Source organism: Paenibacillus flagellatus (assembly GCF_003217775.1).
GTDB classification, from domain to species: domain Bacteria; phylum Bacillota; class Bacilli; order Paenibacillales; family NBRC-103111; genus Paenibacillus_AB; species Paenibacillus_AB flagellatus.
Genome location: NZ_QJVJ01000012.1, coordinates 60,025 through 84,094, shown reverse-complemented (window position 1 = coordinate 84,094; position 24,070 = coordinate 60,025). Strand labels below are relative to the sequence as shown.

Sequence of the window (24,070 nt, the reverse complement as noted above, 5' to 3'; positions counted from 1 at the left end):
GACGGCGCTTCCCCCGCTTTGCCCGCGCCCGATTAACGTTTGGCGTAACGCTCCAAAGCCGATTGCTGGATTTTCAGCGCTTCGTCGAGCCCCATCCCTTGAATCGTCTTCACGTATTTGTCGAAGTTATCCAAAGGCTCGGCGCCCATAATGAACTTCAAATACATTTCGTCCTTGTACGTGTTGATATCGGCCATAATCGACGCATACCGGCTGCTCTCTTCCTTCGTCGGCGTCGTGCGCGGCATTTTTTTCTCGAGCGTCGGGGCGGCCCATATTTTCTTCGATTCCAGCTGGTCCGGCGAGTTCGTATACTGCTCGTCGAAGCGGATATCGAGCATGAACGGACCGCTGAACGTGGCGCGGTTATGCTTCGACATCGATTGGATGAGCGGAAGCCCCGTCGGGTCGTTCATCACTTCGGGCTTGAACGTCGGCTTGCCGTTCTGCATCGTGTAGCTGACGCCTTCCTTGCCGAAGTTGAACAGCAGCGTGCCTTGCTCGGAGTACCCGTAATCGAGCCATTTGATCGTTTCGATCGGGTTTTTGTTGCTCGTCGAAATGGCGGCGCTCGTCGGCGCGACGGAGAAGTCCTTGTACCCCCAAATTTGCTTGTCGCCTTTGTTCAAAACCGGATACGGCGCGGCCACGAGCCGGAAGTTTTTGTCCTTGTCCTTCATGAGCGTCGCATATTTGCCGATGCCGCTGCCGGTGTACAGCACGGCCGAGCCGATCTGGCCGCCGGTAATTTTCGCCTCCAGCATTTTCGCGTCGGTCGTGGCGAAATCTTTGTCGAGCAGCCCTTCCTTGTACCATTTGTTCATGAGCGTCAAAAACTCTTTGAATTTCGGGTCGGTCGGGCCGTATTTCACTTTGCCGCCTTCCTGGTAAAAGCCGGCGTTGATGCCGAAGGCGCCGAGGAACGCGGTCGACGTGTCGACGTCGCCCTTCGCCAGATAGAGCGGAATTTCGTCCGGCTTGCCGTTGCCGTTCGGGTCCCGTTCTTTAAACGCTTTCAAGACGGCGTACCATTCGTCGATCGTCGTGGGCAGCTGCAGCCCCAGCTTGTCGAGCCAATCTTTGCGGATCGTCGGGCCGAGGAACACTTTCAATTGCTCGTGCGAGCGGATGAACGGCAGCCCGTAAATGCTTCCTTCGTCAGTCATCATTTCTTTTTTCCAGTCGGGATGGTCGGCCAGCACTTTTTTGAAGTTCGGCGCGTACTTGTCGATCAGGTCGTTCAGCTTCACGATTTTGCCGTCCTTGATCGCCTTCTCCGGCCCGCCCGGATAACCGGTCCACGAATATTCGATCACGTCCGGCAGCTTGTCGGACGTCATCATCAGGTTGAATTGCTCCGTCGCCTGCTGGCCTTGCGGCGGATGCTGGAAGTCCACCTTGACGCCGGTGACGCGCTCCAGCTCCTTGTACGCTTCGATCTCGTTGTAGCTTTTCATCGTCGCGGTCACTTGACTGACGGCTTGCACCCAGTAGGTCAAGTTGGTCAGCTTCGGGGCCGCCTCCTGTCCGTTGTCCGCCGCCGGTTTATCCCCGGACGAACCGCCGCAGCCTGCCGCCGCCGCGGCCATCGCGGCGGCCAGCAGCACCGCGCCGCTTTGCTTCAGCTTGTGTCGAGCCAATTCGATGCCCCTCCCTTGTTTATGCGTGAGCGAATAGGTAAGATCCGACCGTCGGGTGCACGGCTCGCGGCTTGCTTGCAGCAGGTTGCCGCATATCGATCGTCCGCCGGCCGTTTCGAACCTTACGGCTCTCACTTTACCGGCGGCGCCTCCATTTGAACACTTCCACGTTTACTAGGGTACAATATTTTTTTAAGCCGAATCACTGCTTTTATTTAAGATGCACTGCCTTTTTTACGGATTGCCGGACGAAATGGCCTGAACTTCCGCCAGGCTGAGCGGGTTCGTCCCGGAATCCAATCAAACGCGTCGGGCAACGTTATGAACCGGGAAAAGCCGCAACCCGCTTTGTCGAGGCGGGCTGCGGCTTGAGGTGGATAATGGGGGAATTTACGCTTTTAGCGAAACGGGCGTTTTGGGCAGACGGAGCTCAAAGACGGTTTCCGCTCCGCCGTCTTCGGCGGGCGCGAGCAACCGGACGGTACCGCGGTGCAGCTCCGCAATTTCCTTGACGATCGACAGACCGATACCGAGCCCCTCGCCTTTGCGCCCGCCGTCGGCGCGGTAAAACCGCTCGAAAATCCGTTCCCGGTCCTCGACTGCGACGCCTTTGCCCCGATCCCGGACCGTCAGCCGCACCTCATCGGCCGTTTCCTCCAATCCGACCCCGAGAAACTGTCCGTCACCTCCGTAGCGAACGGCGTTGTCCAGCAAATTGCGCAAGGCGCGTTCGATCAGGGGCGCGTCGAAGACGACCTCGATGTCGTCGTCGGGGATGTCCGCCGCCACCTCGAACGGCTTTCCGTCCAAGACCAACAGGTAGTCCGCGACGATCTTCCGCAGCAGCTCCGACAAGTTATGCCGGGCCGGACGAAGCTCCGGCACATGATCTTCATGCCGGGCGATGTCGAGCAGCTGATCCAACAGCTTGTCCATGTACCGGGAGCGCTGCAAAATAATTTTGGCTCCGGTCTGCAGCTCGTTTTCGTCCTTGTACCCGCCGGTGCGGATCGTTTCGGCATAGCCGAGAATCATCGTCAGCGGCGTCCGCAAATCGTGGGACAAGTTCGACAGCAGCAGCCTGCGCCGATTTTCGAACTGCCCGATCTGGGCGGCCTGGCTGCGAATCCGCTCCACCATCGAATTGTAATGCCGGGTCAACTGGCCGATCTCGTCTCTCGATCCGTCTTCCAGCAAGACCGCGTCGCTTCGAATCCCGACCCGATTCAGCGCGGTGTTGAGCCTTCGAATGCGCCGATCGGACGATGAGAAAAACCATAGGGAAATCCCGTAAGGCAAAAGCGCCGCCACCAGAAAAGGCAAGGCGAACGCCATCAGCGTCTGGTACGTGCGCAAGTAAAAGTAAATCTGGCCCGGCTTCATCGCCTCGCTGGACAAGCTTACCAGCAAATAATAGGACTGTCCGCCATGCTCGGCCGTATCCACGAGCGTGACCACGCCGTCTTCGCTCCACAAGTTGTTCGGCATATGGACGAAGCGCTCGGCCAATTGGCGGAAGTCGTAAGTGTGCGATTGGCCGGAAGTATCATAAAGCGTCGATCCGTCCGCGGCCAGCCACTCCAGACGAAGCTCCGGGTGCCGGGCATGCGCTTCGTCCAGAATCGCTCGAAGCCGCGTTCCCGAGAATGCGTTCTGCCGCTCGATGGACGTCAGCGTCCCTTGCGAGACGGCATTCAGCGAGTTCAGGTCGTAGCCCTTGTTCCATGCCTTCCCCGTGACCATGGAAATCGTAAAAAACAAGACGATGCTGCTTGCAGCGCCGATCAGCATAACGAGCCATAGCTTCGTGCGGCTCTTCATCGCCCGTCCCCCGAGAAGCGATAGCCGACCCCGCGAATGTTATGCAGATGAACCGGCGAATCGGGGGCGCTTTCGAGCATTTTGCGGATGCGGCTTATAAACACGCTCAAGTTGTTGTCGTCGTAATTTTCATGCTGCCAAATGTGCTTGTAGATTTCCCGTTTGGTCAGCACCCGATCGGGGTTGCGCATAAGAAACTGCAGAAGCTCGCACTCGACCGGGGTCAAGTCGTGCCGCCGCCCGTCGTTATAAAGCACGAAATTGTCGATATCGAGCACCAGCTTGTTCAACCGGATGACATCCGGCCGATGATGTCCGTCGGGACGGTGCCGGCGGAAGTGGGCCTGGATTCGGGCTTGCAGCTCCATCGGACTGAACGGCTTGGTGACGTAGTCGTCCGCTCCGAGGCCAAGCGCGTCGATTTTATCCTGCACCTCGCGGCGTGCGCTAAGCGCGATCACGAGCGTGTCCGGGCAATGCTCCCTTGTATGGCGCAGCAGCTCGAAGCCGTCGCCGTCATCCATCATGATGTCCAGCACGATTAGCGAGACGGGCCTCTCCCGAAGCCGTTCGATCGCCTGTCGTCCGGACTCCGCCTCGACGGTTTCCCATCCCGCGCGCTCCAGATGAAACCGGATCAGCTCGCGAATTTCCGGCTCGTCGTCAACGATCAAAATCCGTTCCATAAACTCGACCTCTCCCCCGCACATAGGCTGCGATTCCATCATAGCAGGAGCGGTGCCAAAAGAACATCGTCGCCTTCGCGGCGGTACATTCCATTAAGACTTCATTAAGATACGGGGGAAGAATCCCCCTCTACAATAAAAAGGAATCAGGCAATCGACAATATGGAGCAAAGGTGTGTGAGGCATTGATCATCAAACGTAGCATCGCGATATGGACGATGATGTTTTTGTTGCTGGGGATGCTCCCGTCTCCGTCGTCCGCCGCTTCCGGCAGCATGAGAGCCGTCGAATACGGAGGGGGGTTGTTCGTCGCCGTGGGGGACGAAGGAGCCGTGCAAACATCCCCCGACGGGACGACGTGGACGAGTCGAAGCTCGGGAACCCATATGGATCTGTATGCCGTCGCCTATGGCGGGGGGACCTACGTGGCGACAGGGATGTTCGGCACGATCCTCACTTCCGTCGACGGGATTCAGTGGACGGCGCGCTCGTCGGACACGATGGAGTACTTGAACGACGTCGTCTACAGCAACGGCATGTTCGTGGCGGTCGGCAACAAGGGAATGATACTCACTTCCGCCGACGGCATCGTCTGGGCGAAGCAATCGTCCGGCACGACGAACCATTTGGGAGGTATCGCCTACGGCAACGGCACGTACGTCGCGGCAGGCGCTTCGTCGACGCTCCTGACTTCGACCGACGGTACGGTGTGGACGGCGCGCGACGCCGGCATAAGCGGCAATTTGACGGCATCGGTATTCGCCAACGGAAAGTTTGTCGTAGTAGGGTACAGCGGCATCGCCCTCTATTCGGCGGACGGAACGACCTGGACGGTTGCCGACACGGGGACGTACTCCATGTTGCACGATGTCGCCTACGGCAACGGGAAGTTTATGGCGGTTGGCGCCGACGGTCTCGCGTTAACTTCCGCCGACGGCATCGACTGGACGAGTCGATCCTCGGGAACGATGAATACGCTCTATGGGATCGGATACGGCAACGGCATATTCGTCGTCGCCGGCGCCTCCGGCACGGTGTTCATTCCGAGCGAAGGGTCGACCTGGACGACGCCCGATTCGGGCACCATGCAAAACCTAAGCGGGGTCGATTACGGGGACGGCAGGTTCGCGGCGGTCGGCGCGGCCGGTACGATCGTCACCTCCGACAACGGCATCGACTGGACGGCGCGCTCGTCGGGCGTCGATTACGGCTTGCTCGGCATCGCCTATGGCAATTCCCGATTCGTGGCGGTCGGGTACGGCGGCATGGTCCTGAACTCCGCCGACGGCGTTTCGTGGACGAACCATCAGGCAACGTCGGGGACGACGAATCCGATCTGGAGCGTCGTCTACGGCAACGGCAAGTTCGTGGCGGTCGGCAGCGGAGGGGTGATCCTGTCTTCTTTTGACGGGGAAACCTGGGCGACCCGTTCCGCCGGAACGACCGAGCTATTCTACGGGGTAGCCTTCGGCGGCGGCATGTTCGTGGCGGTAGGGGAGAACGGAACGATCGTGACGTCCCCGGACGGCGACAACTGGACGCCCCGCGTCTCGGGGACGGATCTGTTTTTGGGAAGCGTCCGGTACGGCAACGGCATCTTTTTGGCCGGGGGCTCGGTGGGTACGGTTCTGGTTTCCGAGGACGGCGGCGTCACTTGGGAGGAGCGCACTCCGTATTTAAGCGAGCATATTTTCGGCGTGGCCTTCGCCAACGGCCGGTTCTTCACCGTCGGCAACGGCGGCACGATCAAGTCTTCCGCCAACGGAGTCGAGTGGAGCGACTTGTCGTGGGCAACGACGAAGACGCTTCGCAGCTTCGCCTACGGCAAAGGGATGTATGTGGCGGTCGGGGAAGGCGGGACGATCGTGCAATACAGCGTGGCGGATCTGAGCGGCTTGTCGTTGTCCGGAGGGGCGCTCGCCCCCGCGTTCGACAGCTCGACCGGACGCTATGCGGTGAACGTGCCGAACGACGTGAGCAGCGTAACCGTGACGCCGACGACGATGGACGAAGGCGCGACGGTGACGGTGAACGGCAAGGCGGTCGCAAGCGGCTCGGCGTCGGATGCGATCGCGCTGGACGTCGGCGGCAACACGATCAAGGTCGACGTGACGGCGGCGGACGGCGTGGGGACGAAGACGTACACGATTACGGTGACGCGGGCGGCGCCGGCGCCGATCGGCAACGCGGACCTGAGCGGGCTTGCGCTTTCCGGCGGCGCGGAACTGGCCCCGGCGTTCGCGTCGGGGACGACGAGCTACGTCGCGGGCGTATCGGACGCCGTGAGCGAAATGACGGTGACGCCGACGACCGCAGACGCGGGAGCGAAGGTGACGGTGAACGGCAAGCCGGTCGCAAGCGGCGCGGCATCGGACGCGATCGCGCTCCAGGACGGCAGCAACACGATTACGGTCGTCGTCACGGCGGCGGACGGCAAGACGACGAAGACGTATACGGTGACGGTGGTGCGGTCGAAATCGCCGCTGGTCAATGCCGACTTGAAGGGGCTGGCGCTCTCCGGCGGCGCGGCGCTCAATCCGGCGTTCGCGGCGGGGACGACGAGCTACACGGCGAGCGTGCCTCATGCGGTGGACGGCATTGCGGTTACGCCTACGCTGGCGCAGCCCGCCGCGACCATGACGGTGAACGGCAAGAAGGTGCTTAGCGGAGACGCGTCGAGCCTGATCCCGTTAAACGTCGGCGGCAACACGATCACGATCGTCGTGACGGCGGCGGACGGCGTGACGACGAAGACGTATACGGTAACGGTGACGCGGGCGGAGCCGGCGCCGATCGGCAACGCGAACCTGAGCGGGCTCGCGCTCTCCGGCGGCGCAGCGCTGACCCCGGCGTTCGCCGCGGAGACTACAGGGTACACGTCGAACGTGCCGAACGACGTGGGCAGCGTAACGGTGACGCCGACGACAGCCGACCCCGTTGCGACGGTGACGGTGAACGGCAAGACGGTCGCAAGCGGCGCGGTGTCGGACGCGATCGCGCTGGACTTGGGCGGCAACGCGATTACGGTCGTCGTGACGGCCGCGGACGGCGTGACGACGAAGACGTACACGATTACGGTAACGCGCGCGGAGCCGACGCCGCTTCCCGGCAGCGACGCGAACCTGAGCGGACTCGCGCTTTCCGGCGGCGCGGAGCTCAACCCGACGTTCGCGGCGGGGACGACGAGCTACACGGCGGGCGTATCGAACGCCGTGAGCGAAATGACGGTGACGCCGACGACCGCGGACGCAGGCGCGACGGTGACGGTGAACGGCAAGGCGGTCGCAAGCGGCTCGGCATCGGACGCGATCGCGCTGGACGTGGGCGGCAACGCGATTACGGTCGTCGTGACGGCGGCGGACGGCAAGACGACGAAGACGTACACGGTGACGGTGATACGGGCGAAATCTCCGCTTTTCAATGCCGACTTGAAGGGGCTGACGCTCTCCGGCGGCGCGGCGCTCCATCCGACTTTCGCGGCGGAGACGACGAGTTATACGTCGAGCGTGCCTCATGCGGTGGACAGCATTGCGGTTACGCCGACTCTGGCACAGCCCGCCGCGGCCATGACGGTGAACGGCAAGAAGGTGCTTAGCGGAGACGCGTCGAGCCTGATCCCGTTAAACGTCGGCGGCAACACGATCACGATCGTCGTCACGGCGGCGGACGGCGTGACGACGAAGACGTATACGGTAACGGTGACGCGGGCGGAGCCGGCGCCGATCGGCAACGCGAACCTGAGCGGGCTCGCGCTCTCCGGCGGTGCTGCGCTGACCCCGTCGTTCACGGCGGAAACTGCGGGTTACACCGCCAGCGTGCCGAACGATGTAAGCAGCGTAACGGTGACGCCGACGACAGCCGAAGCCGGTGCGACGTTGACGGTAAACGGCAAGACGGTCGCAAGCGGCTCGGCGTCGGACGCGATCGCGCTCCATGTCGGCGGCAACGCGATCACGATCGTCGTGACGGCGCCGGACGGCGTGACGACGAAGACGTATACGGTAACGGTGACGCGGGCGGCCGACTCGTCGTCCCCATCCGACTCGTCTTCCCCGGCCCCCTCGTCCTCCGGGCCCGCCCCTTCCAACAATAACCGGATTTCGGATAACGGCGAGCTGTCATTGTCCGCGGGGCAATCGGGCGAAGTGAGCCTGAACGACGCGATCAAGGTCGTCGTTCCCGCCGGCGCTTCCGACCGGGCGCTGCGAATCGCGATCGAAGAAGTGAAGGACCATCAAGATCTGCCGACAGGCCAAGACATTTTGGTCAGCAAGATCTACGAAATCACGAAAAGCATGACGGAAAACTTCGATGAGCCGGTCGCGTTGATCTTTTCGTTCGATCCCGGCAGCTTGCGGCCCGATCAAAAGCCGGTCGTGTTTTATTTCGACGAAAAGAAGCGGGAATGGGTGGAAGTAGGCGGCGAGGTCACCGGCAATCAAATTCGCGTGGAGGTCGACCATTTCACAAAATTCGCCGTGTTTGCCGTAGACGAGAAGGCCGGGCCGGAAACGCCGGGAGCGCCGGAAACGCCGATCGAGGAAATCACCTTCCGGGATACGGCGGGACATTGGGCTGAAGCGAACATTCGACAGGCGGTAAGCGCCGGCTTCGTGGCCGGGTACGCCGACGGCACGTTCCAGCCGGATCGTACGGTAACCCGGGCGGAATTCGCGGTCATGCTGACGAGAGCGCTGAAGCTCCCGCCGTCCGGCACGGCACCGACTTTCGCAGATGCGGAGGAATTCGGGGACTGGTCGAAGGAAGCTATCGCCCAAGCGGCGGAGGCGGGAATCGTCAAAGGCTATGCTGACGGTACCTTCCGCCCGAATGCCGAGGTGACGCGTGCGGAGATGGCGGCGATGATCGCGGCGGCGGTGAACGTATCCGCTCCGACCGGCTCCGCCACCGGATTCTCGGATGACGAACTTATCCCGGCTTGGGCCAAGGGAGCGGCAGCCGCCCTCCGCGCATCGGGCTTGCTGGAAGGCGCGGACGACAATCGGTTCGACCCGCTAGGCCAAGCGACGCGAGCGGAGGCCGTGACGCTGCTTCTTCGAATATTGGATTCTCAAGCTTAATATACCGGCAGATTCAACGGGTCGAAGGTATCCCCAGGAACGACTGAACGTCGTTGCGGGAAACCTTCGACCCGTTGATTTAGCGTTAGGTGAATCGGGGCGCTACTCGGCGGGATTCCGCTGGAAGAATCGGAAAGTCCGTCTAACGCGGGCGCTCGATCTCGACTTCCCCGACGATATCGTTTTTCGGCCGCTCGTCGCCAGACAGCGGAGGCCCGGGGTCGCAAACGCGAGCGTCGTATCCTTCAGCCGGTTTTGCCGTGCCTTTTTTTACGGATTGCCGGACGAAATGACCTGAACTTCCGCCAGGCTGAGCGGGTTCGTCCCGGAAAGCTGCACTCGGACGTACCGCCCGGTCCGGCCCACCTCGATCGCCGTCGGCCTGCCCGCCGTTCCGGATTCGTACGTCGACCAGACGTCGGGCTGTCGGAGCGTATCGGCCAGAGAGGCGCTCTCGAACGGGCGGTCGGAGACGAACACGTAATACTGGCTCAGCCGGTTGGAGCAGCAGTCCGTCCGGTTCCAGAGGACGATTTCGTCGACAAGGTAATCCGCCCCGAGGTCCGTCTGCCAATAAGGCTGCGCTTCCGGCGCGGTATGGGATACGGAGCCGGCCGAATACGCCCCGTTCGTGTTGCCGTCCACCGCCCGCTCCGGCACCCCGCCGAAAGCGGTGCTGGATTGCGAGGCCGGCTTGCCCGCCGCCACGTTCCGTTTCACGACATCGACGGCGTCGGACCCTTCGAACGTCGCGTTCCCCGTTTTCTGCACGGCCGTGATGCGGTGCCGGGCATACGCGGCGTTCGAAGGCACGTATACGGTCGCCGTCACCGTCGCCGATTCGTCCGGGCCGAGCGACCGGATCGGGTAACGGAGCGGTCCGTTCGCCGTCCAGCCGTCCGGCAGCCGAAGCTCCAGCGTGCCTCCCGGGGTGCGCTCCCCCAGGTTCGTGACGGTAACCGCAACGTTTGCGGAATCTCCGCGATACAGCCTGCTCTCGGCGATGTCGACCGTCACCCGGTTCACATCCGGAAGATGATTCCGGCTCGCCGGATTGATGCGAAGCTTGACGGTGTGCGTTCGGCCAAGCGATCCGGCCGTATCGATGTCCAGCCGGATGTACGGAGCTTTGCGCGTGACGGCGACCGTTTCGTCGGCGCTAAGGACCGATACGGCGCTTTTGCCCAGCTCGATCGTCAGCTTCTCCTGCAGCATCGTCGGATCCGACACCGCGACCGTCAGCTCGTCACCGTCCTCCTTGATCATGACGGAGGCGGGCTGGTAGCTGCGGACGAAGTCGTACGTGCCGTCCTGCCAGAAATTCAAGCCCGTCACCCCGAGCTTGCGCTCCCGCACCGCCTGAAGACGCTCCGTATTGCTCAGCACCCCGACATCCGGATCGGCGCCATAGCTTCCGGTGGAAGCGGCGTCCCGGTTCGGCAGCAGGACGTACGAATACGATTCGCCGGACGGATTCGTGCCGTGATCGAGCGACAGGCTCAAGTAGTTGCGGGTAATCGGCTCGGTCGGATTCATCAGCGTATTGATGTCGCTCCAGCTGCCGGTTCGCTGCTCCCGAAGGCCGTTCACCGTCGGACGGTCCGGGAAATAATACCCGATGTCCGCGCCCGGCCGGCTGCCGGCCAGATGCGCCCATGAGACGCTCTCCATCGTCTCGGACCATCCGAGCTCCGACGGCATCGCTTCTCCGTTTACGGTGAACGCGTTGTCGCCGGCGATCATGCGGTTTTCCACGATCGTCTCCACCCTGCGGTTATCCGTACTGGTAAGCCCTGCACCCAAGGCGACGATTTCGTCGTCGAACAGAAACCACGATTTTTTCCCGCCTAGCGTACTGTTGTCGGGATCGAGATCCATCCCGGCCGTTCCGTACAAGCCGTCGATCGACGAGCCGCCCACCCATGTTTTGGACGTGGTCCGCAAATGCCGGCGCGTGGCGCCGTCCGACGTCGTGCCGGGCAGCCGCATCGCGTCGACCGTCGGCCAGAAGCCGTCGAAAAACTGGTCGATGTCGCTGTTGTACAAGTACGTCATGCCGTCCCCCGTGTACCAGCCCTTCAAGTTTTCGGTGCCGGACTCGAAGTTCGCGATCCGGGCGGACGACATGCTGATGCCGAACCCGAAGCCGGGCCGCAAGTGAACGTACCGGTCCATCGCCGCGAACGGCTTGCTCATGATCAGGCTGCCCTTCGGCTGCACCGCGGGGTCGTTCAGGATCGATTTGACCATCCGGATCGCGCTCAACCCCGATTTCTCGTAAAGCGACGGCAGCCACGGGTTGGCGGTCAGCCATCCTTTGACGATGCGCTTGTATTCGGCCGCTCGGTCGGGCGGGGCGAATTCCGCCATCCAGGCGATCGTCGAGATCGGTCCCCACATGGAACGGTCTTTCCGGGAAATCGACCGGCCGTTGACCATATCCATCATGACTCCCCGATACACGAGCGGCTCGAACGAATCGGTCACCCACCGAAACGCGTTGTCCAAATTCGGGTCGGTCACCTGCCAGGAGGAGCCGGTCAGCAAGTAAAGCAGCTTGGCGATGTCGCCGAGCAGCACCGAGCCATAGCTTCCGGTATAAGCCAAGTTGTCGTGGAAGACGAACGAGCCGTCGCGATAAAATCCGTCGTCCTTCGTCACGTACGGGAACACTTGACTCATGGCGTCGCGCCCTTGCTCGATTTTGGCGGCGGACTTCGTCACGATGCCCCGCAGGACGACGATCAGCGCCTTGTCCAGACGGTTCGCGCCGGTTTCCTCGAAATTGCTCAAATTCGTCCGCTTCGTCGGGTCGGGACAAAACTTGTCGATCGCCCTTACATAGTCGGCGATCTGGGTCGCGGACAGGTGGTCGTACATCAGCGTCATCGTATCGGCAAGCAGCATCGGCGAGCCGATTTCCCAATCCCACCAGTTGTTGTATTCGGATTTGCGCTCGTTGTACCGGTTCGCGTACGTCCAATCCAGACCGCCGACGATATCGTTTTTCAACCGCTCGTCGCCGAACAGCGGAGAGCCCGGAGTCGCGAACGCGAGCGCCATCTCCTTCAGCCGGGTGTAGTGGGACGATACTTGCGCGGAGTTCGTCGTGCTGGTCAAATCGCTCCACAGGTAGCCCCGGTCCGGCGCCTTGTTCATCCGGTCCCAGACGCCGGTTCCCTCCGCATTCGTCACGCTGCGGGCGATCCGTTCGATCGCCTTGGCGTAATCCGGATCGGACGGATCGACCTCCGTCCCTCCGGTCAAGTAGTCGCGCCACTTTAGGCGAAGCGCATCGTATTCGTCGGCAGCCGAAACGGCCGAGCCGTACAGAACCGGAATGGCGATAGCGAAAACGATCAGCAGCAGCAGCATTTTTCTCATTAGAATGCCTCCTTCGGATGGAAAGTGAACGAAGGGCGGCCTTCCGACCGCCCTTCTCTATTACGGATTGGCGCTCCGGCTCTTGATGTAGGCGATATCGCCGATCAGAAGTCCGGCAAATCCGGCATCGATATGTTTGCCCGACTGGGCGTTCACCTCGTTTTCCAGCGCATTCAGGGCGTTCGACGCTTCCTGGCTGCCTGCGGGCTGCTGCTGCAAGCGCTCGATTTTGGCCAATAGGCTCCGAGCGATCCCCTCGTTGCCGATCCACCCCTTCGCCCTTCCCGCTTGGACCGCTTCGGCCAGATGGGCGGCATCGATCGCGACTTCGAAGGCGAACTCCTTCGCGACGGCGTTGCCGGCGGCGTCGACCGCCTCCACGCGGAGCGTATGCGGCCCTGCGGCGAGCGATAACGGCTCGATGGCGACGGGCGCTGCGACTTCCTTGCCGTCCAGCCGAACGGTCGTCGCCGCTACGCCGCTCTCCCCGTCGGAGACGGTAACCGGGATCGTCAAGCGTTCGGTCTGATATACCGACTGCGTAACGGTCGCTTCGACAGCCGGCGCGATCCGGTCGATTTTCACCGTCTTGACCGCTTCCGGGCCGGTCACCCCGGACAGCTCGGCCGAGCGGGCGTATACGGCCGTCCCTCCCTCGGCCTCTACGGTTACCGGACCGGTGTAATCGGTCCACTTGCCGTTAGGGCCGAGCTTGTATTGGCCTCGCAAGCCGGCGGTACCGGACGTCTGCACGTTCACCGTCACGCGAACCTCGCCGTTATGCCATTCCTTGGCCGGCTCGAGGACGATCTCCGGAGCGCTCAGCACGTTCGTCTCCCGAAGCGTCCAGATATCCTGCGCCGGCATCGGCAAGTTCAAGGCGGCGATTTGCGCCCGCACCGCGTCCTTGGAATACGGCACCGCCCACTTGTCGAAAAACGCGGTCAAGTTTTCGCCGGCCGTTTTCGAAGCCATGACGACAAAGGTGTCGATTTCCTCTTGATTCGTCTTCGGCAGTTGAGCCGCCGGCAGCTCCCGGTACGCCCGGTGCAGCTTGGCGTAGAATTCCCATCCGTAAGCGAGAGAAAGCTGGCGGAAAAGGACCAGATAGCCGAACAGGTCCAGCTGGGCGGTATCGCCGAACGACTTGTTCGGGATGCTGCTCGCCATATAATCGAAGGCGCGGTCGTAGAAGTCTTTTCCTTCGGCGTTGCGGATCAGCAGGTTGCTGCTGTTGCCGAACTTTTGCTGGACATAGAGGGAGTAGATGTTGACGGTAATTTCGCCCGTCACGTTCCAGTTCCAAGCCCCCTGCTGGAACTCGTGTCCCGTCTCGTGCCAGAACCCCCATCCGCCTCGCGTCACCCGGTTGATATCGACGGCGTGGGCCGCCGAAGGGTCGATCTGGAACATGATCGGGTAGCCGGCATGCATGAAGCCCGCGCTGATTTGCCGGTCCGCCACGTAGCGAAACGGGAGGTTCGCGCTTTTATGCGGCAGCGGATTATCCGGCGAGAGGCCCGCCACCTCGTCCTGGTAGTCGACGATGGCGTCCCATTTCTCCATCAGCTCCCGCGGGTCGTCCAGGCTGCGAACGACTTCCGACGGCAGCGTCACGATGACGCGGCGCCCTTGCAGCTCGGCCCATGGCGCGGGGTTGTTCCGGACGGTCGTCCTCCATTCGTCCGCGGACGTCTGCCCGAGCACGTAATAAGGCGCGGCGAACCCGCCGGCGATCGAAATGTCTTTCGCGACGCCCGGCTGCGGCTTCGTCGGGATCAAGTAGATCAAGCCGCCGTAAGGGCTGCGGATCCGGTTCTCGCCGGGGACGAGCGTCTTGCGCTGCGTAATGACGGGGACGCGCTTCCATACGTTCTGGCTCGTCAAATTGTCGGTGTGCGCCCCGACCTGCACGTCCAAATTCGTCGTGCCGGCCGGAACGTTGACGGTCACCCACTCGCCTGCGGGCGCATACAGTCCGGTGCTGATCCAGTTTTTCGGCACCGTGCCCTGGCGCAAATAATCGAACGTCGAATAGTCGAAGTCGACGCGGACGACCCGATTCGGCACGGTCGGCGCGCCGGCCGGAACCGCGCCGGGGAAGTTATCGGCGTACGGCGACTTGGGCGCGTCCAGATTGGTGCCGACCCGGTTCAGCTTGTAGGCGAGAAGCGCGCTCGTGTAAGGCGCCTTGGACCGGTCGAGCGGGAACGCCAGCCGCGTGTCCAGCTCGGCCGCATCGCGCTGCACCGCCTCGTACAGCGGGCTTGCGGGAGATACGCTGCTGAACGTGCCCCCGGCGACGGCCGCGATAATTTGCAGCTTCTTGGCGGCGTCCGCTCCGGGAGGACCGACGTTCACGTCGTCCGGGGACAGCGTGCCGGCCTCGATCGCCTTGGCCTGCTCCACCAGCTTGACCGCATGGTAGTTGGCGGACTGCTCCGCCGTCAGCTTGGGCAGCGTCGCGGTCCGGGTCGTGGCCGTATTGTTCATCAAGCCGAGTCCCATCCGGTTCAAGAGCCGCTGCACCGGAAAATCGTCGCTCAGCTTGCCCGAGCGTCCCTCGTATTCGCTGCCGAGGAAGACGTGCGGATACTGCTCCATCACCCATCCCTTCAAAGGAACGACGACATGCCCGCCCTGACGGACATAGGCTTCCAGAGCATCAATCTCTTCAGCACGAAGCGTTCCGTCGACATAAGCGACCGGGTAGCGGGCCGGGTCGAGATGTTCCGCCGTGAACTTCGCCGCGTTGAACAGCTCGATCGGCGCGCCGTTTTCGATCTTGTAATTTTTCCACGTCGCCGACAGCATGGGCAGCTTCCCTTTGCCGTCCAGCGCCTCCTGGTACGTCAACGTATCCGAGTCCTCGGTCAGCCACAGCAGGATGTTGCGGGCCACCGTTTTCCGGTCGTCGGCGATATCGGGCGTAAACTTGAAGTAGGAGTCGTCGCCGGCGACGACCACCTTGCCCGCGCCGTAGCGGGCCGCCGCCAAAATCGGCGTCGTATCGGGATTCACGGCCAATACGAAAGCGTTGTCCCCGATCGCCGCAACGCCGCCGTTATAGGTGGCGGATACGGACGGATAGCCGGACAAATCTTTGTATATGACGTCGAGGTCGTGCTGCGTCGCCGCCCTTGCAGCGGTCGAATTCTGCACGGAGCTGGAAAGCGTGCCGTCAGCCGCCGCGCTTAGAGTCGAGACGGGCGGTAGAACGCAAATGGTAAGCGCAACCAAAGAAGCGAGCAATCGAACCGATTTTTTGGCGTGTCTGTTCATTCTCTTCGATTCATCTCCTTTTTATCGAATGTAGCGCCGCGATCGTATAAACCGCATTCCGGTTTCGGCCTATCCCCTCCGTTTCGAGCGGTCGTACAGCTTCCTGCGCTGCCGCTTTCACTATAAAGCGGACGGTCGGACGTCTGCTACAGCCGATATTAAAGATCGGACCGTATTTTTTTCCGAACGGCGGTTTCCTCTTTTTAATAGGGATAGAAAATATTTCACCGATATTGGGCGAATTTTGGTATTCTGGGAGGAAGTGATAACAATCTTTGGAAGGAGACTCCATATGAAAATCAAATATGCGGCCGCCAGCGTGCTGCTGGTCTTGGGCTGCGCCGGCGTCGTCCAAGCCTCCAGCCTTCATGGCGACTTCAACGGGGATCCGATCGTCAACGTGATCGCCGGAGGGAAAAAACTGCTCGTCGAGGATGTACCGGCCGTCATTCGCGAAGGGCGCACGTTGGTGCCGCTCTATTTGCTGAAACAAGCGGGTGTGGACGTCAAATGGGATGCCGACAACTACAACGTCGAGCTCACCTTGCCCGACCCTTCCCAGTCGTTTTCCGGCAATCTGAAAAAGATGAATGAACAAGCGAAAGAGCACGAAGCCGGAAACGTGCGGCTGACCTACAACGAATACGGCCCGTATTTGCAGGTCGACTTGAAGAAGGCGAACGATTCGAACAAGGATAACGATCGGATACTGGCCTTATCGAAGTTTTTGATCGATTCGACGGCGGAGACGCTTGTGATCGACATCATTCATTTGGATGACGTTGCGGGCAGGGTGATCGTGCGGAAGGCGGATGCCTTGGAGTTTCATAACAAGAAGCTGGAAGATTATAAATTCGTGAGCAAATGGGAAAGAGCGACCGTCGAGAAGTGGAAAAGCGGCTATGTGCCCAACAAGCCGCCGGAGCCCGAGACGCCACAGGCGCAATATCCGGGAATGGCGTGCCGCGAGATGATCGCCGCCTATGACGCGCGGGTCCGAGAAGCGGTGGCCAATTACAACCGGAACAACCCCAACAATCCGCAAGGGCTGGAGCAGTACATCGAGGATTTTAAGAAGGGTATGAATACCGTTTTGAAAGAAGCCAATTGCGGGCTATTGGAGTAGCGCGGTACGAACGACGGCGTTCTCACATGAAAAAATGCGGACCGGAGCTCGCTTGGAGCCCTGTCCGCATTCGTCGTTTTCCAGACGTCCCCTCCAACAATCGTCGGGGGGCGTTCTCCATTACTTCGCCTGATCGCGAGCACCCCTTGTAGAAAAATCGCTTTGGATACAAACATATATTTATGTGTTTGAGCAACACCCACCATTTGGCGACAAAGCGAAAGGGTTGCTTGAGAAGATGGAGGAAGGAACCTATTCGGCAGTTGCTTAGCCATTTCCAGAGATCCTCGTGAAACCGATTCGGGATGGAAGCTCAGCTTGAGAGAAGCAATATGAGTTGCTCTATGCCAGCCCGGTTGCCGAAAGGGCATTGGTAATCGCATCCGCTATTGTTGCCCCAGCGGACGTGTTTGTAACAAATGATCTGCGATTAGTGCAAGTGGAGCTTACATCAATTATCGATAATCACCCTTATTTCATCAAGGATCAAGAACATGGTTTTCTCGCTCGTTATCCTCATCAATAAGCTCTACCCGATATGTTTTGATATGTTTTGAGCCTTTGAAAACATGGACTCTATCACATTGTTTACAATGCCATACTTCATATTTGGGTTCGGGCATATAATCCAATGAATCAATTTCATTAATGACTTCCCACTCTACACTGGTGTAGACAATCAACTCCACATCATTAGGTATCCTATGATTCGATAAGCCCATTCCACACCTGCACCTAAATTTTCCCATCGGACCCTACACCCCTATATATTGCTCCCTCTTGTCAGTCGCCTGCAACGCGAATCCGTTCAACGATTATTGTAGCGAATAATCTTACTTAATGCGAGCTACGAGTGATATTCAGGATCATCAAGGAATATCGACAAAATAACCCGCCAATCAACTCCACCTATCCCCCTTTTCCTCACCAATCCGCCCGTTCGCCCATATGCTGTAGGCAAACATCCAAAATCGAACATAAGGAGTTTGACTCGCATGTCGATGAGAAACGAACTTCACTGGCTCCGCGCGGCCTTGCCGGCCGGGGCCGAGTGGGTCATACCCGATCAGTGGCCGTACGGCGATTCTCCCGTCGTGGCGACGGACGTGGACGGGGACGGAATGCCGGAATGGATCGGCGCCTGCCGGTGGCAGGACGACTTGTACGTCGTCGTCTTCAAATGGAACGGCGCGCAATGGGTGCCCGTCGCCGCCGAGAAAGGCAAGGGCGACGGCATCGGCGCCTTCTACGCCGCCCATACGAGCGATCCGTACCGGGCCGACGTGATCGTCGGCTGGGCTCGCCGGGACGGCCGCCCCCGGCTGTCCATCTACCAATGGACCGAATATGGGCTAACCGATATCGCCCCCGATTGGCGGGAGCTCCCCGCGGACGATGGCTATCGGACGGACGACGCCGACCGGGAGACCGGCGAAGATCGGGCGATCCGCCTTTACCCGATTCCGGTCAAAACGACGCGGGGAACGCTGTGGGGCTATATCGACAAGCGCGGACGGACGGTTCTTCCCCCGACGTACGAGTACGCGATGAGCTTCCAGGACAACGGGCTGGCCGTCGTGCAGCAGCACGGCAAGCAGGGCGTGATCGACGCGAAGGGCGACTACGTGGCCAAGCCCGTGTACGATTCGATTTCCCCGTTCTCGGAGGGCGTCGCTACCGTCTATGATCGCGAAGGGTCCAAGATGATGGACGACCTCGGGCACATCCTCACGCCCCGTGCCTACGATTACATCGGTACGCTCAAAAACGGCCGGGCCGTCTTCAACCGGATGGACGAAGCCGGACATACCCGGTACGGCTATCTCGATCGTCAAGGCAAGGAAGCGATTCCCGCCCGGTACGAGGAGGCCGGCGATTTCGAAGACGGCCGGGCGGTCGTGAAGATCAAGGACGGCGAATACGCGCTGATCGGCAAAAACGGCCAACGGCTCGCCACCTACCGTCAGGCGTCCGTCGGACCGTTAAGCGAAGGGCGGATGTCGTTCCAGCGGGAGCCGAACGGCAAGTACGGCTACATCGACGAGAAAGGCCGGGTCGTCATCCCTCCCCGCTTCACGGCGGCCATGCCGTTCCGTGACGGCCGGGCGGTTGTCGATACGGCGGGCCAGCCCGACAGCCGGTACGGGCTGATCGACAAGTCGGGCGCGTTCGTCATTCCGGCCGAGTACAACGACATCCTGCCGCTCGGCGACCAGCGGGTGGCGATCGGCCAGGCGATCGATCCGGCCCGGGCTTACATCGGCTCCAAGTACGCCTTGGCCACGACCGGCGGCAGACGGCTGACCGGGTTCGACTTTTACGAGATGCTCCCGTTCGACAAAGGCTATTCGTCCGTGTCGGACCGGAACTACACGTACTTCATCGACCGTAACGGCAAGCCGGCCGCCGGCCTCCCCCGGCTCGAGGGCAGCGGTTCGCTGGAATTTACGGGGAGCCTGATCGGCGCCGACGTCGATCAGCGGAGGTCGTATTACGACCGATCCGGCAAGCCCGTCTGGAAGCCGGACCCGACGATCCCGCTCGAGCCCCCCTACCTCATCCGGGAGATGAAGTACCGGCCGAACCGGGACTACGTCGTCTACTACCCGCAAATCGAAGGGATGGCCGATCCCGCCGTCGAACGGAGAACGAACGAGAAGCTGAAGCGGCTGTCGGCCGTGAAGCCGGTTCCCGCCGACAAGCAGCTGGATGCGGATTATACCGGCGACTTCGACGTCGTCTTTTACCGGGACGACCTGCTCGTCCTCGAGCTGTTCGCCTACAACTATCCGTTCGGTGCGGCCCACGGCATGCCGTCGAGGGAATACGTCCACCTCAACCTGGCGAACGGCGACATGTACGCCCTGAAGGATTTGTTCAAGCCGGGCGCGCCCTTTACGAAGACGCTGACCGACATCGTGAAGAAGCAAATCGCGACGAACCCGGAGTATTCTTACGTGTTTCCCGACAGCACCGTGGAGGTGAAGCCGGACCAGCTGTTCCACGTCACCGAGGACGCGCTGCATATCCTGTTCCCGCCGTACGAGATCGCCCCTTACGCGGCCGGCTTCCCGACATTCGTCATCCCGTTCTCGCAATTGGCGGACATCGTCGATACGAACGGGGCGTTCTGGAAGTCGTTCCATCGAGCTTGAGTCCGACCCGCAACGCAAGTCGAAATTTGTTGCATCATCTAGGATGTACGACCTATAATGAAGGTGGCAAAACTCCCGAAAGGGAGTGACGCAAAGCCATGGGTCTACCGCTCCGCCCTACGGAGCCACGATCGCCAGGTTGCCGGCATGCGAGCGAGCACGCCGTAATCGAATTCGGTTTCGCGTATCGATTCGGTTTCAGCCTGCGCTTTTGTGGCGCAGGCTTTTTGCGCTTTATCGCCGGGCAGCGGCCAACCGGAAAGGGGAATAAGGATTGAACAAGAATCGACTCATTCGGCATCGGACAAGCATCAGGGCGCTCCTGTGCGGAGCGCTTGCCGTGCTGCTCGCGCTCCCCGCCGCACCCCGAGCTTCGGCCGAGCCGGACATTTCCGTCTATGCGGAAGGCCGGCCGATCCGCTTCGAGACGCCTCCTTTGATGCTCGGGGATACGACGATGGTCCCCTTCCGTCCCGTATTCGAAGCGCTTGGCTTGAAGGTGCAGTGGGACGCCGACACGCAAACCGTAACCGGGACGGGAGACGCCCTTATGATCCGGCTGCAAATCGGCAGCGCACAGGCGGATATTAACGGGGCTGTCAAGCGGATGCCCCTCGCCCCGCGTCTCGTCGGCTCCACCGCTTACGTGCCGCTTCGCTTCGTCGGCGAAGCGACCGGCCGCGAGGTCGTATGGAACGAAGAAGGACCGACGGTCACGATCGGCCCGGCGCGGGATTTGTTCGTGTACGAAGGAGAGACGAAGGACGGCGTCCGCGAAGGGCGCGGCAAGCTGTACTGGAACGGGGCGCTCCTTTACGAGGGGGAGTTTCGCCGGGGTTTGCCCGACGGCCGGGGCGTCAAATATTACGCCGACGGGACCGTCATGTACGAGGGCGGCTTCTCCGCCGGCGCCATGGAAGGCAAAGGCAAGCTGTACCGGTCCGACGGCACGCTCTGGTACGACGCTACGTTCGACGACAACGGCATTAACGGTCCGGGGACGTGCTACTTCCCTCAAGGCCACCGTCTCGTCGGCTCGTTCCGGGACGGCGTCCCCGAAGGTCCGGGCGAATATTACTACGGAGACGGAACCCTCCGCTTCGTCGGCGTCTGGAAGAACGGCACCCGCAACGGCTTCGGTACATGGTATTACGCGAACGGCAAGCCTTTCTTCGAGGGGGAGCTCGAGTACAGCTATCCGCTGCACGGCAAGCTGTACTACGAATCCGGGACGCTGAAGTACGAAGGGAAGCTGAACCGGGACTTCGCCCCCGACGGAGAAGGTACGCTGTACGCCGAGGATGGAACCGTCCGCTTCCGGGGTTCGTTCGACGACGGAGTCCCCGTAAAGTAACAACGCACGATTGCATCTTACATAAGCCGGAGAAGGAGTTTATCGCCATGACCATCGCCAAGACGCTCGCATGCGGCGTCGCCCTGACCGCGGCACTGCTGCTGGGCGCACCCTCGGCCGGAGCCGCCGATTGGGCCAAAGCCGAATCGGCCCGCTTCACGGACAGCCATAACGAGAAAGGCAAGCTGTACGGCACGGTCGAATTCAAGCCCCCTGCAAACGCAGCCGGCATTACGGATTACGCCGTCTATTTCACCGATTCGAAGGGTCGCAAAATTCGTTACGTGGGGAACGTCAACGTCAAGGAGCAGGAGGAATTTCGCGCCTATACGCGCAGCATGGGGTTCGACTTCACCGACGGCTATTACGGCTTGAACATCGAGAACGGCACCGCGCTGCCGCCCGGGGCGGACTCGTTCGGCATTTTCGCCAAAAATGCGGACGGCGAAAGCGACAGCGGCGCGATCGTCTACATCTGGGACCGCCCCGTCTCCCTCGTCACCGACGTGTCGTTCGCGGACGAAAACCCGAAACGCGGCTTGAAAGGGGCGATCCGCTGGAAGGCGGCGCCCGGCTTTCCCGGCGTAACGGGCTACCGGCTGACCTACTTCAACGGCACCGACTGGCTGCCGCTGCAGGTGCCGGAATCGCTGTTGGCGCCGGGCAAGGAAGCGTACGACATTCCGTTCGACAGCGGCGATTTCCCCGCCCGCTCGGCTTTCATTACGCTGAAGGTGGCGCCGCTGACGAGCGGCGGGGGCGATGCGCCGGCCGGTTACGCGGATATGGTCGACGACATCTCGGGCGAGACGTCCGGGATCGGCGTGAAAACGTCCGGCACGCCGAAGCTGTCGGAGCTCCGGTTTACCGACACCGACGAACGGCCCGGCTTGATCGGCGGCCAATTCCGGTTCGAGGCGGACGATGAATCCTTTCTGAAGAAGGACTATTCGACCGGAGGCTCCCCGTTCGTGTACAGCCTGTACTTCTTGGACGCGTCGAACCGAAAGCTGAAAGGCCTTATTTCGAAAGCTCCATACGAAGATGCGGCCGGCTACTATTATTACCAAATCCCGAAAGGAACGGCCGTTCCGAAAGGCGCGGCCGCGATCGGCGCGTTCGCCGAGCTGCCGGCGGCGGAAGGGGTCGATTTCGGCAAAGTCGAGCTGCGGGATTACGCCGGCAACGACCTGTACGCGCAGGATGTCCGGTTTATCGACGCCAATCCGGCGCCCGGCGTCATCGAGGGCAAGCTGACGTGGAAAGCGTCTCCTCACGAGGAGGAGCTCCGCGGATACGCCTTGTTCGCCGGCGACGACGCCGCGCCCTTCGCCACCGTCGACAAAGGCGCCTCGCCCTACGAAGCGGCGGTGCCCGCCCTTCTGACGGCGCCGGGCAGCCTGAAGCTGTCGGTCATTCCGATCGCTGCGGACGGCACGTATCGCTACAGCGTCAACTTCAAGGACGGTACGACGAATTTGGCGGATACGGCGATGGTGTCGGAAGGGTTCGAAGCAGGTCAAACGGACCGTTTCGCCGGTTATTCGAGCTCGAACTTGTTCAAGGACGACGATCCCCGTCCCGGGTATATCGGCGGCTTGATGAATTTGAACGTGTACGGCGACCCGGGTCAGGGCTCCGCGGACATTTATTTCTACGACCGTTACGGCAAACGGATCGCCAAGCTCGGCCAGCTGACCTACAGCGGCCGCGGCAGCACGGGTTCGGTCTACTTCACCGTACCGGAAGGAACGGCCGTTCCGGCCGACGCCCTGTACATCGGCCGAAGCGCTCCCGGCCCGGAAGGCAAGCCGAACGAATTGGCCGCCTTTCTGAACGACAACAGCCTGCAAAACAAAGTGACGTTCAAGGACGTGAAAACGAGCGAAGCCGGCTCCCTTTACAGCCTCATGACGCAGGGCATTCTGACCGGGTTCGAGGACGGCACGTTCCGGCCGCACGACACCGTGACGAGGGCGCAGTTCGCCGCGATCGCCTCCCGCTTCTTCAAGCTGCCGGCGGAGACGTACGCGAATTCGTTCCGGGACGTCGATGCGGACGACTGGTACGCCGGAGCGGTGGCGGCGGCGGTGGCGAACGGGCTGCTGGAAGGGTACGAGGACGGCACGTTCCGGCCGGACCGGACGATTACGCATCGGGAAATGTACGTCATGATGTACCGCGCTCTCGCTTGGCGCTACGGCGGACAAATCCCGGACCTCGACCCTTCGTACCAGGATACGATCGTCAGCCAATATACGGGAGGCAAGCAGTATCCCGACTGGTTGAAGCCGGCCGTCGCCTGGCTGTATTTGAACGGCATGATGTACAAGTCCGGCGATCTGAAGGTCGACGAAAACGTCACGCGGGAAGACTGCGCCAACATGTTCGGCCGTTTCATGCAGCCGATTTATTAGGAATTCGAGCGTGCGGCGGATGCTTCATAAGGGGTGTCCGCCGCCTTTTGTCGGCTCGTGAAAAAATTTGTTGAGCCAAGCCGAAACGGGTAAACTTGCGCGGCCGTCCCGACGTCTAATGCTG

Annotated in this window: 11 protein-coding genes and 1 riboswitch; of the genes, 5 read left to right on the top strand and 6 right to left on the bottom strand. The window is 61.2% G+C overall.

Annotated features, from left to right (window positions below; translation table 11 throughout):
- Positions 1-32 precede the first annotated feature (32 nt).
- From DLM86_RS24150 to DLM86_RS24140, 3 genes are all read right to left on the bottom strand, one after another.
- A complete protein-coding gene (locus DLM86_RS24150) occupies positions 33-1,589 on the bottom strand; it encodes a type 2 periplasmic-binding domain-containing protein (protein WP_425453996.1) in 1,557 nt (518 codons plus the stop codon).
- 441 nt (positions 1,590-2,030) lie between these two features.
- Positions 2,031-3,461 (bottom strand): HAMP domain-containing sensor histidine kinase, encoded by a 1,431-nt coding sequence (locus tag DLM86_RS24145; RefSeq protein ID WP_110842640.1) that lies wholly within the window; start codon positions 3,459-3,461, stop codon positions 2,031-2,033.
- A complete protein-coding gene (locus DLM86_RS24140) occupies positions 3,458-4,147 on the bottom strand; it encodes a response regulator transcription factor (RefSeq protein ID WP_158289643.1) in 690 nt (229 codons plus the stop codon). Before DLM86_RS24140 ends, DLM86_RS24145 begins: the two co-directional genes overlap by 4 nt.
- A 185-nt stretch (positions 4,148-4,332) precedes the next feature.
- Here DLM86_RS24140 and DLM86_RS24135 point away from each other — a divergent pair, with 185 nt between their 5' ends.
- Positions 4,333-9,228 (top strand): cadherin-like beta sandwich domain-containing protein, encoded by a 4,896-nt coding sequence (locus tag DLM86_RS24135; protein WP_110842638.1) that lies wholly within the window; start codon positions 4,333-4,335, stop codon positions 9,226-9,228.
- Positions 9,229-9,498: 270 nt separating this feature from the next.
- Here the strand turns inward: DLM86_RS24135 and DLM86_RS24130 are convergent, their stop codons facing one another.
- Both DLM86_RS24130 and DLM86_RS24125 read right to left on the bottom strand, forming a co-directional pair.
- Positions 9,499-12,612, bottom strand: coding sequence for a polysaccharide lyase family 8 super-sandwich domain-containing protein (locus DLM86_RS24130; protein ID WP_110842637.1), 3,114 nt, complete (start codon positions 12,610-12,612; stop codon positions 9,499-9,501).
- 60 nt (positions 12,613-12,672) lie between these two features.
- Positions 12,673-15,894, bottom strand: coding sequence for a M60 family metallopeptidase (locus DLM86_RS24125; RefSeq protein ID WP_110842636.1), 3,222 nt, complete (start codon positions 15,892-15,894; stop codon positions 12,673-12,675).
- Positions 15,895-16,186: 292 nt separating this feature from the next.
- On the opposite strand from DLM86_RS24125, the gene DLM86_RS24120 reads away from it, so the two are divergent.
- Positions 16,187-17,020 (top strand): stalk domain-containing protein, encoded by an 834-nt coding sequence (locus tag DLM86_RS24120; protein WP_110842635.1) that lies wholly within the window; start codon positions 16,187-16,189, stop codon positions 17,018-17,020.
- 479 nt (positions 17,021-17,499) lie between these two features.
- On the opposite strand, the gene DLM86_RS24115 is transcribed toward DLM86_RS24120, so the two are convergent.
- Positions 17,500-17,709 carry a hypothetical protein gene (locus tag DLM86_RS24115; protein ID WP_245954871.1) on the bottom strand — a complete coding sequence of 70 codons (210 nt, stop codon included), beginning with the start codon at positions 17,707-17,709 and terminating at the stop codon, positions 17,500-17,502.
- Between the two features lie 306 nt (positions 17,710-18,015).
- Here DLM86_RS24115 and DLM86_RS24110 point away from each other — a divergent pair, with 306 nt between their 5' ends.
- The 3 genes from DLM86_RS24110 to DLM86_RS24100 all read left to right on the top strand — a co-directional run bounded on the left by DLM86_RS24110 (position 18,016) and on the right by DLM86_RS24100 (position 23,946).
- On the top strand, positions 18,016-20,175 hold the full coding sequence (locus DLM86_RS24110; RefSeq protein ID WP_110842633.1) for a WG repeat-containing protein: 2,160 nt from the start codon (positions 18,016-18,018) through the stop codon (positions 20,173-20,175).
- 55 nt (positions 20,176-20,230) lie between these two features.
- Positions 20,231-20,322, top strand: a riboswitch (cyclic di-GMP riboswitch).
- A 127-nt stretch (positions 20,323-20,449) separates the two neighbouring features.
- The gene (locus DLM86_RS24105) at positions 20,450-21,529 is read left to right on the top strand and encodes a copper amine oxidase N-terminal domain-containing protein (protein WP_110842632.1); all 1,080 of its coding nucleotides are present in this window, start codon (positions 20,450-20,452) and stop codon (positions 21,527-21,529) included.
- Between the two features lie 47 nt (positions 21,530-21,576).
- A complete protein-coding gene (locus DLM86_RS24100; protein WP_158289642.1) occupies positions 21,577-23,946 on the top strand; it encodes an S-layer homology domain-containing protein in 2,370 nt (789 codons plus the stop codon).
- The last annotated feature ends 124 nt before the right edge of the window (positions 23,947-24,070 follow it).

Coding starts and splice junctions, on each gene's coding strand:
- DLM86_RS24150 (WP_425453996.1), bottom strand. CDS start 1,589: ATGGCCGCGGCGGCGGCAGGCTGCGGCGGTTCGTCCGGGGATAAACCG.
- DLM86_RS24140 (WP_158289643.1), bottom strand. CDS start 4,147: ATGGAACGGATTTTGATCGTTGACGACGAGCCGGAAATTCGCGAGCTG.
- DLM86_RS24130 (WP_110842637.1), bottom strand. CDS start 12,612: ATGAGAAAAATGCTGCTGCTGCTGATCGTTTTCGCTATCGCCATTCCG.
- DLM86_RS24100 (WP_158289642.1), top strand. CDS start 21,577: ATGACCATCGCCAAGACGCTCGCATGCGGCGTCGCCCTGACCGCGGCA.
- DLM86_RS24110 (WP_110842633.1), top strand. CDS start 18,016: ATGTCGATGAGAAACGAACTTCACTGGCTCCGCGCGGCCTTGCCGGCC.
- DLM86_RS24120 (WP_110842635.1), top strand. CDS start 16,187: ATGAAAATCAAATATGCGGCCGCCAGCGTGCTGCTGGTCTTGGGCTGC.
- DLM86_RS24145 (WP_110842640.1), bottom strand. CDS start 3,461: ATGAAGAGCCGCACGAAGCTATGGCTCGTTATGCTGATCGGCGCTGCA.
- DLM86_RS24125 (WP_110842636.1), bottom strand. CDS start 15,894: ATGAACAGACACGCCAAAAAATCGGTTCGATTGCTCGCTTCTTTGGTT.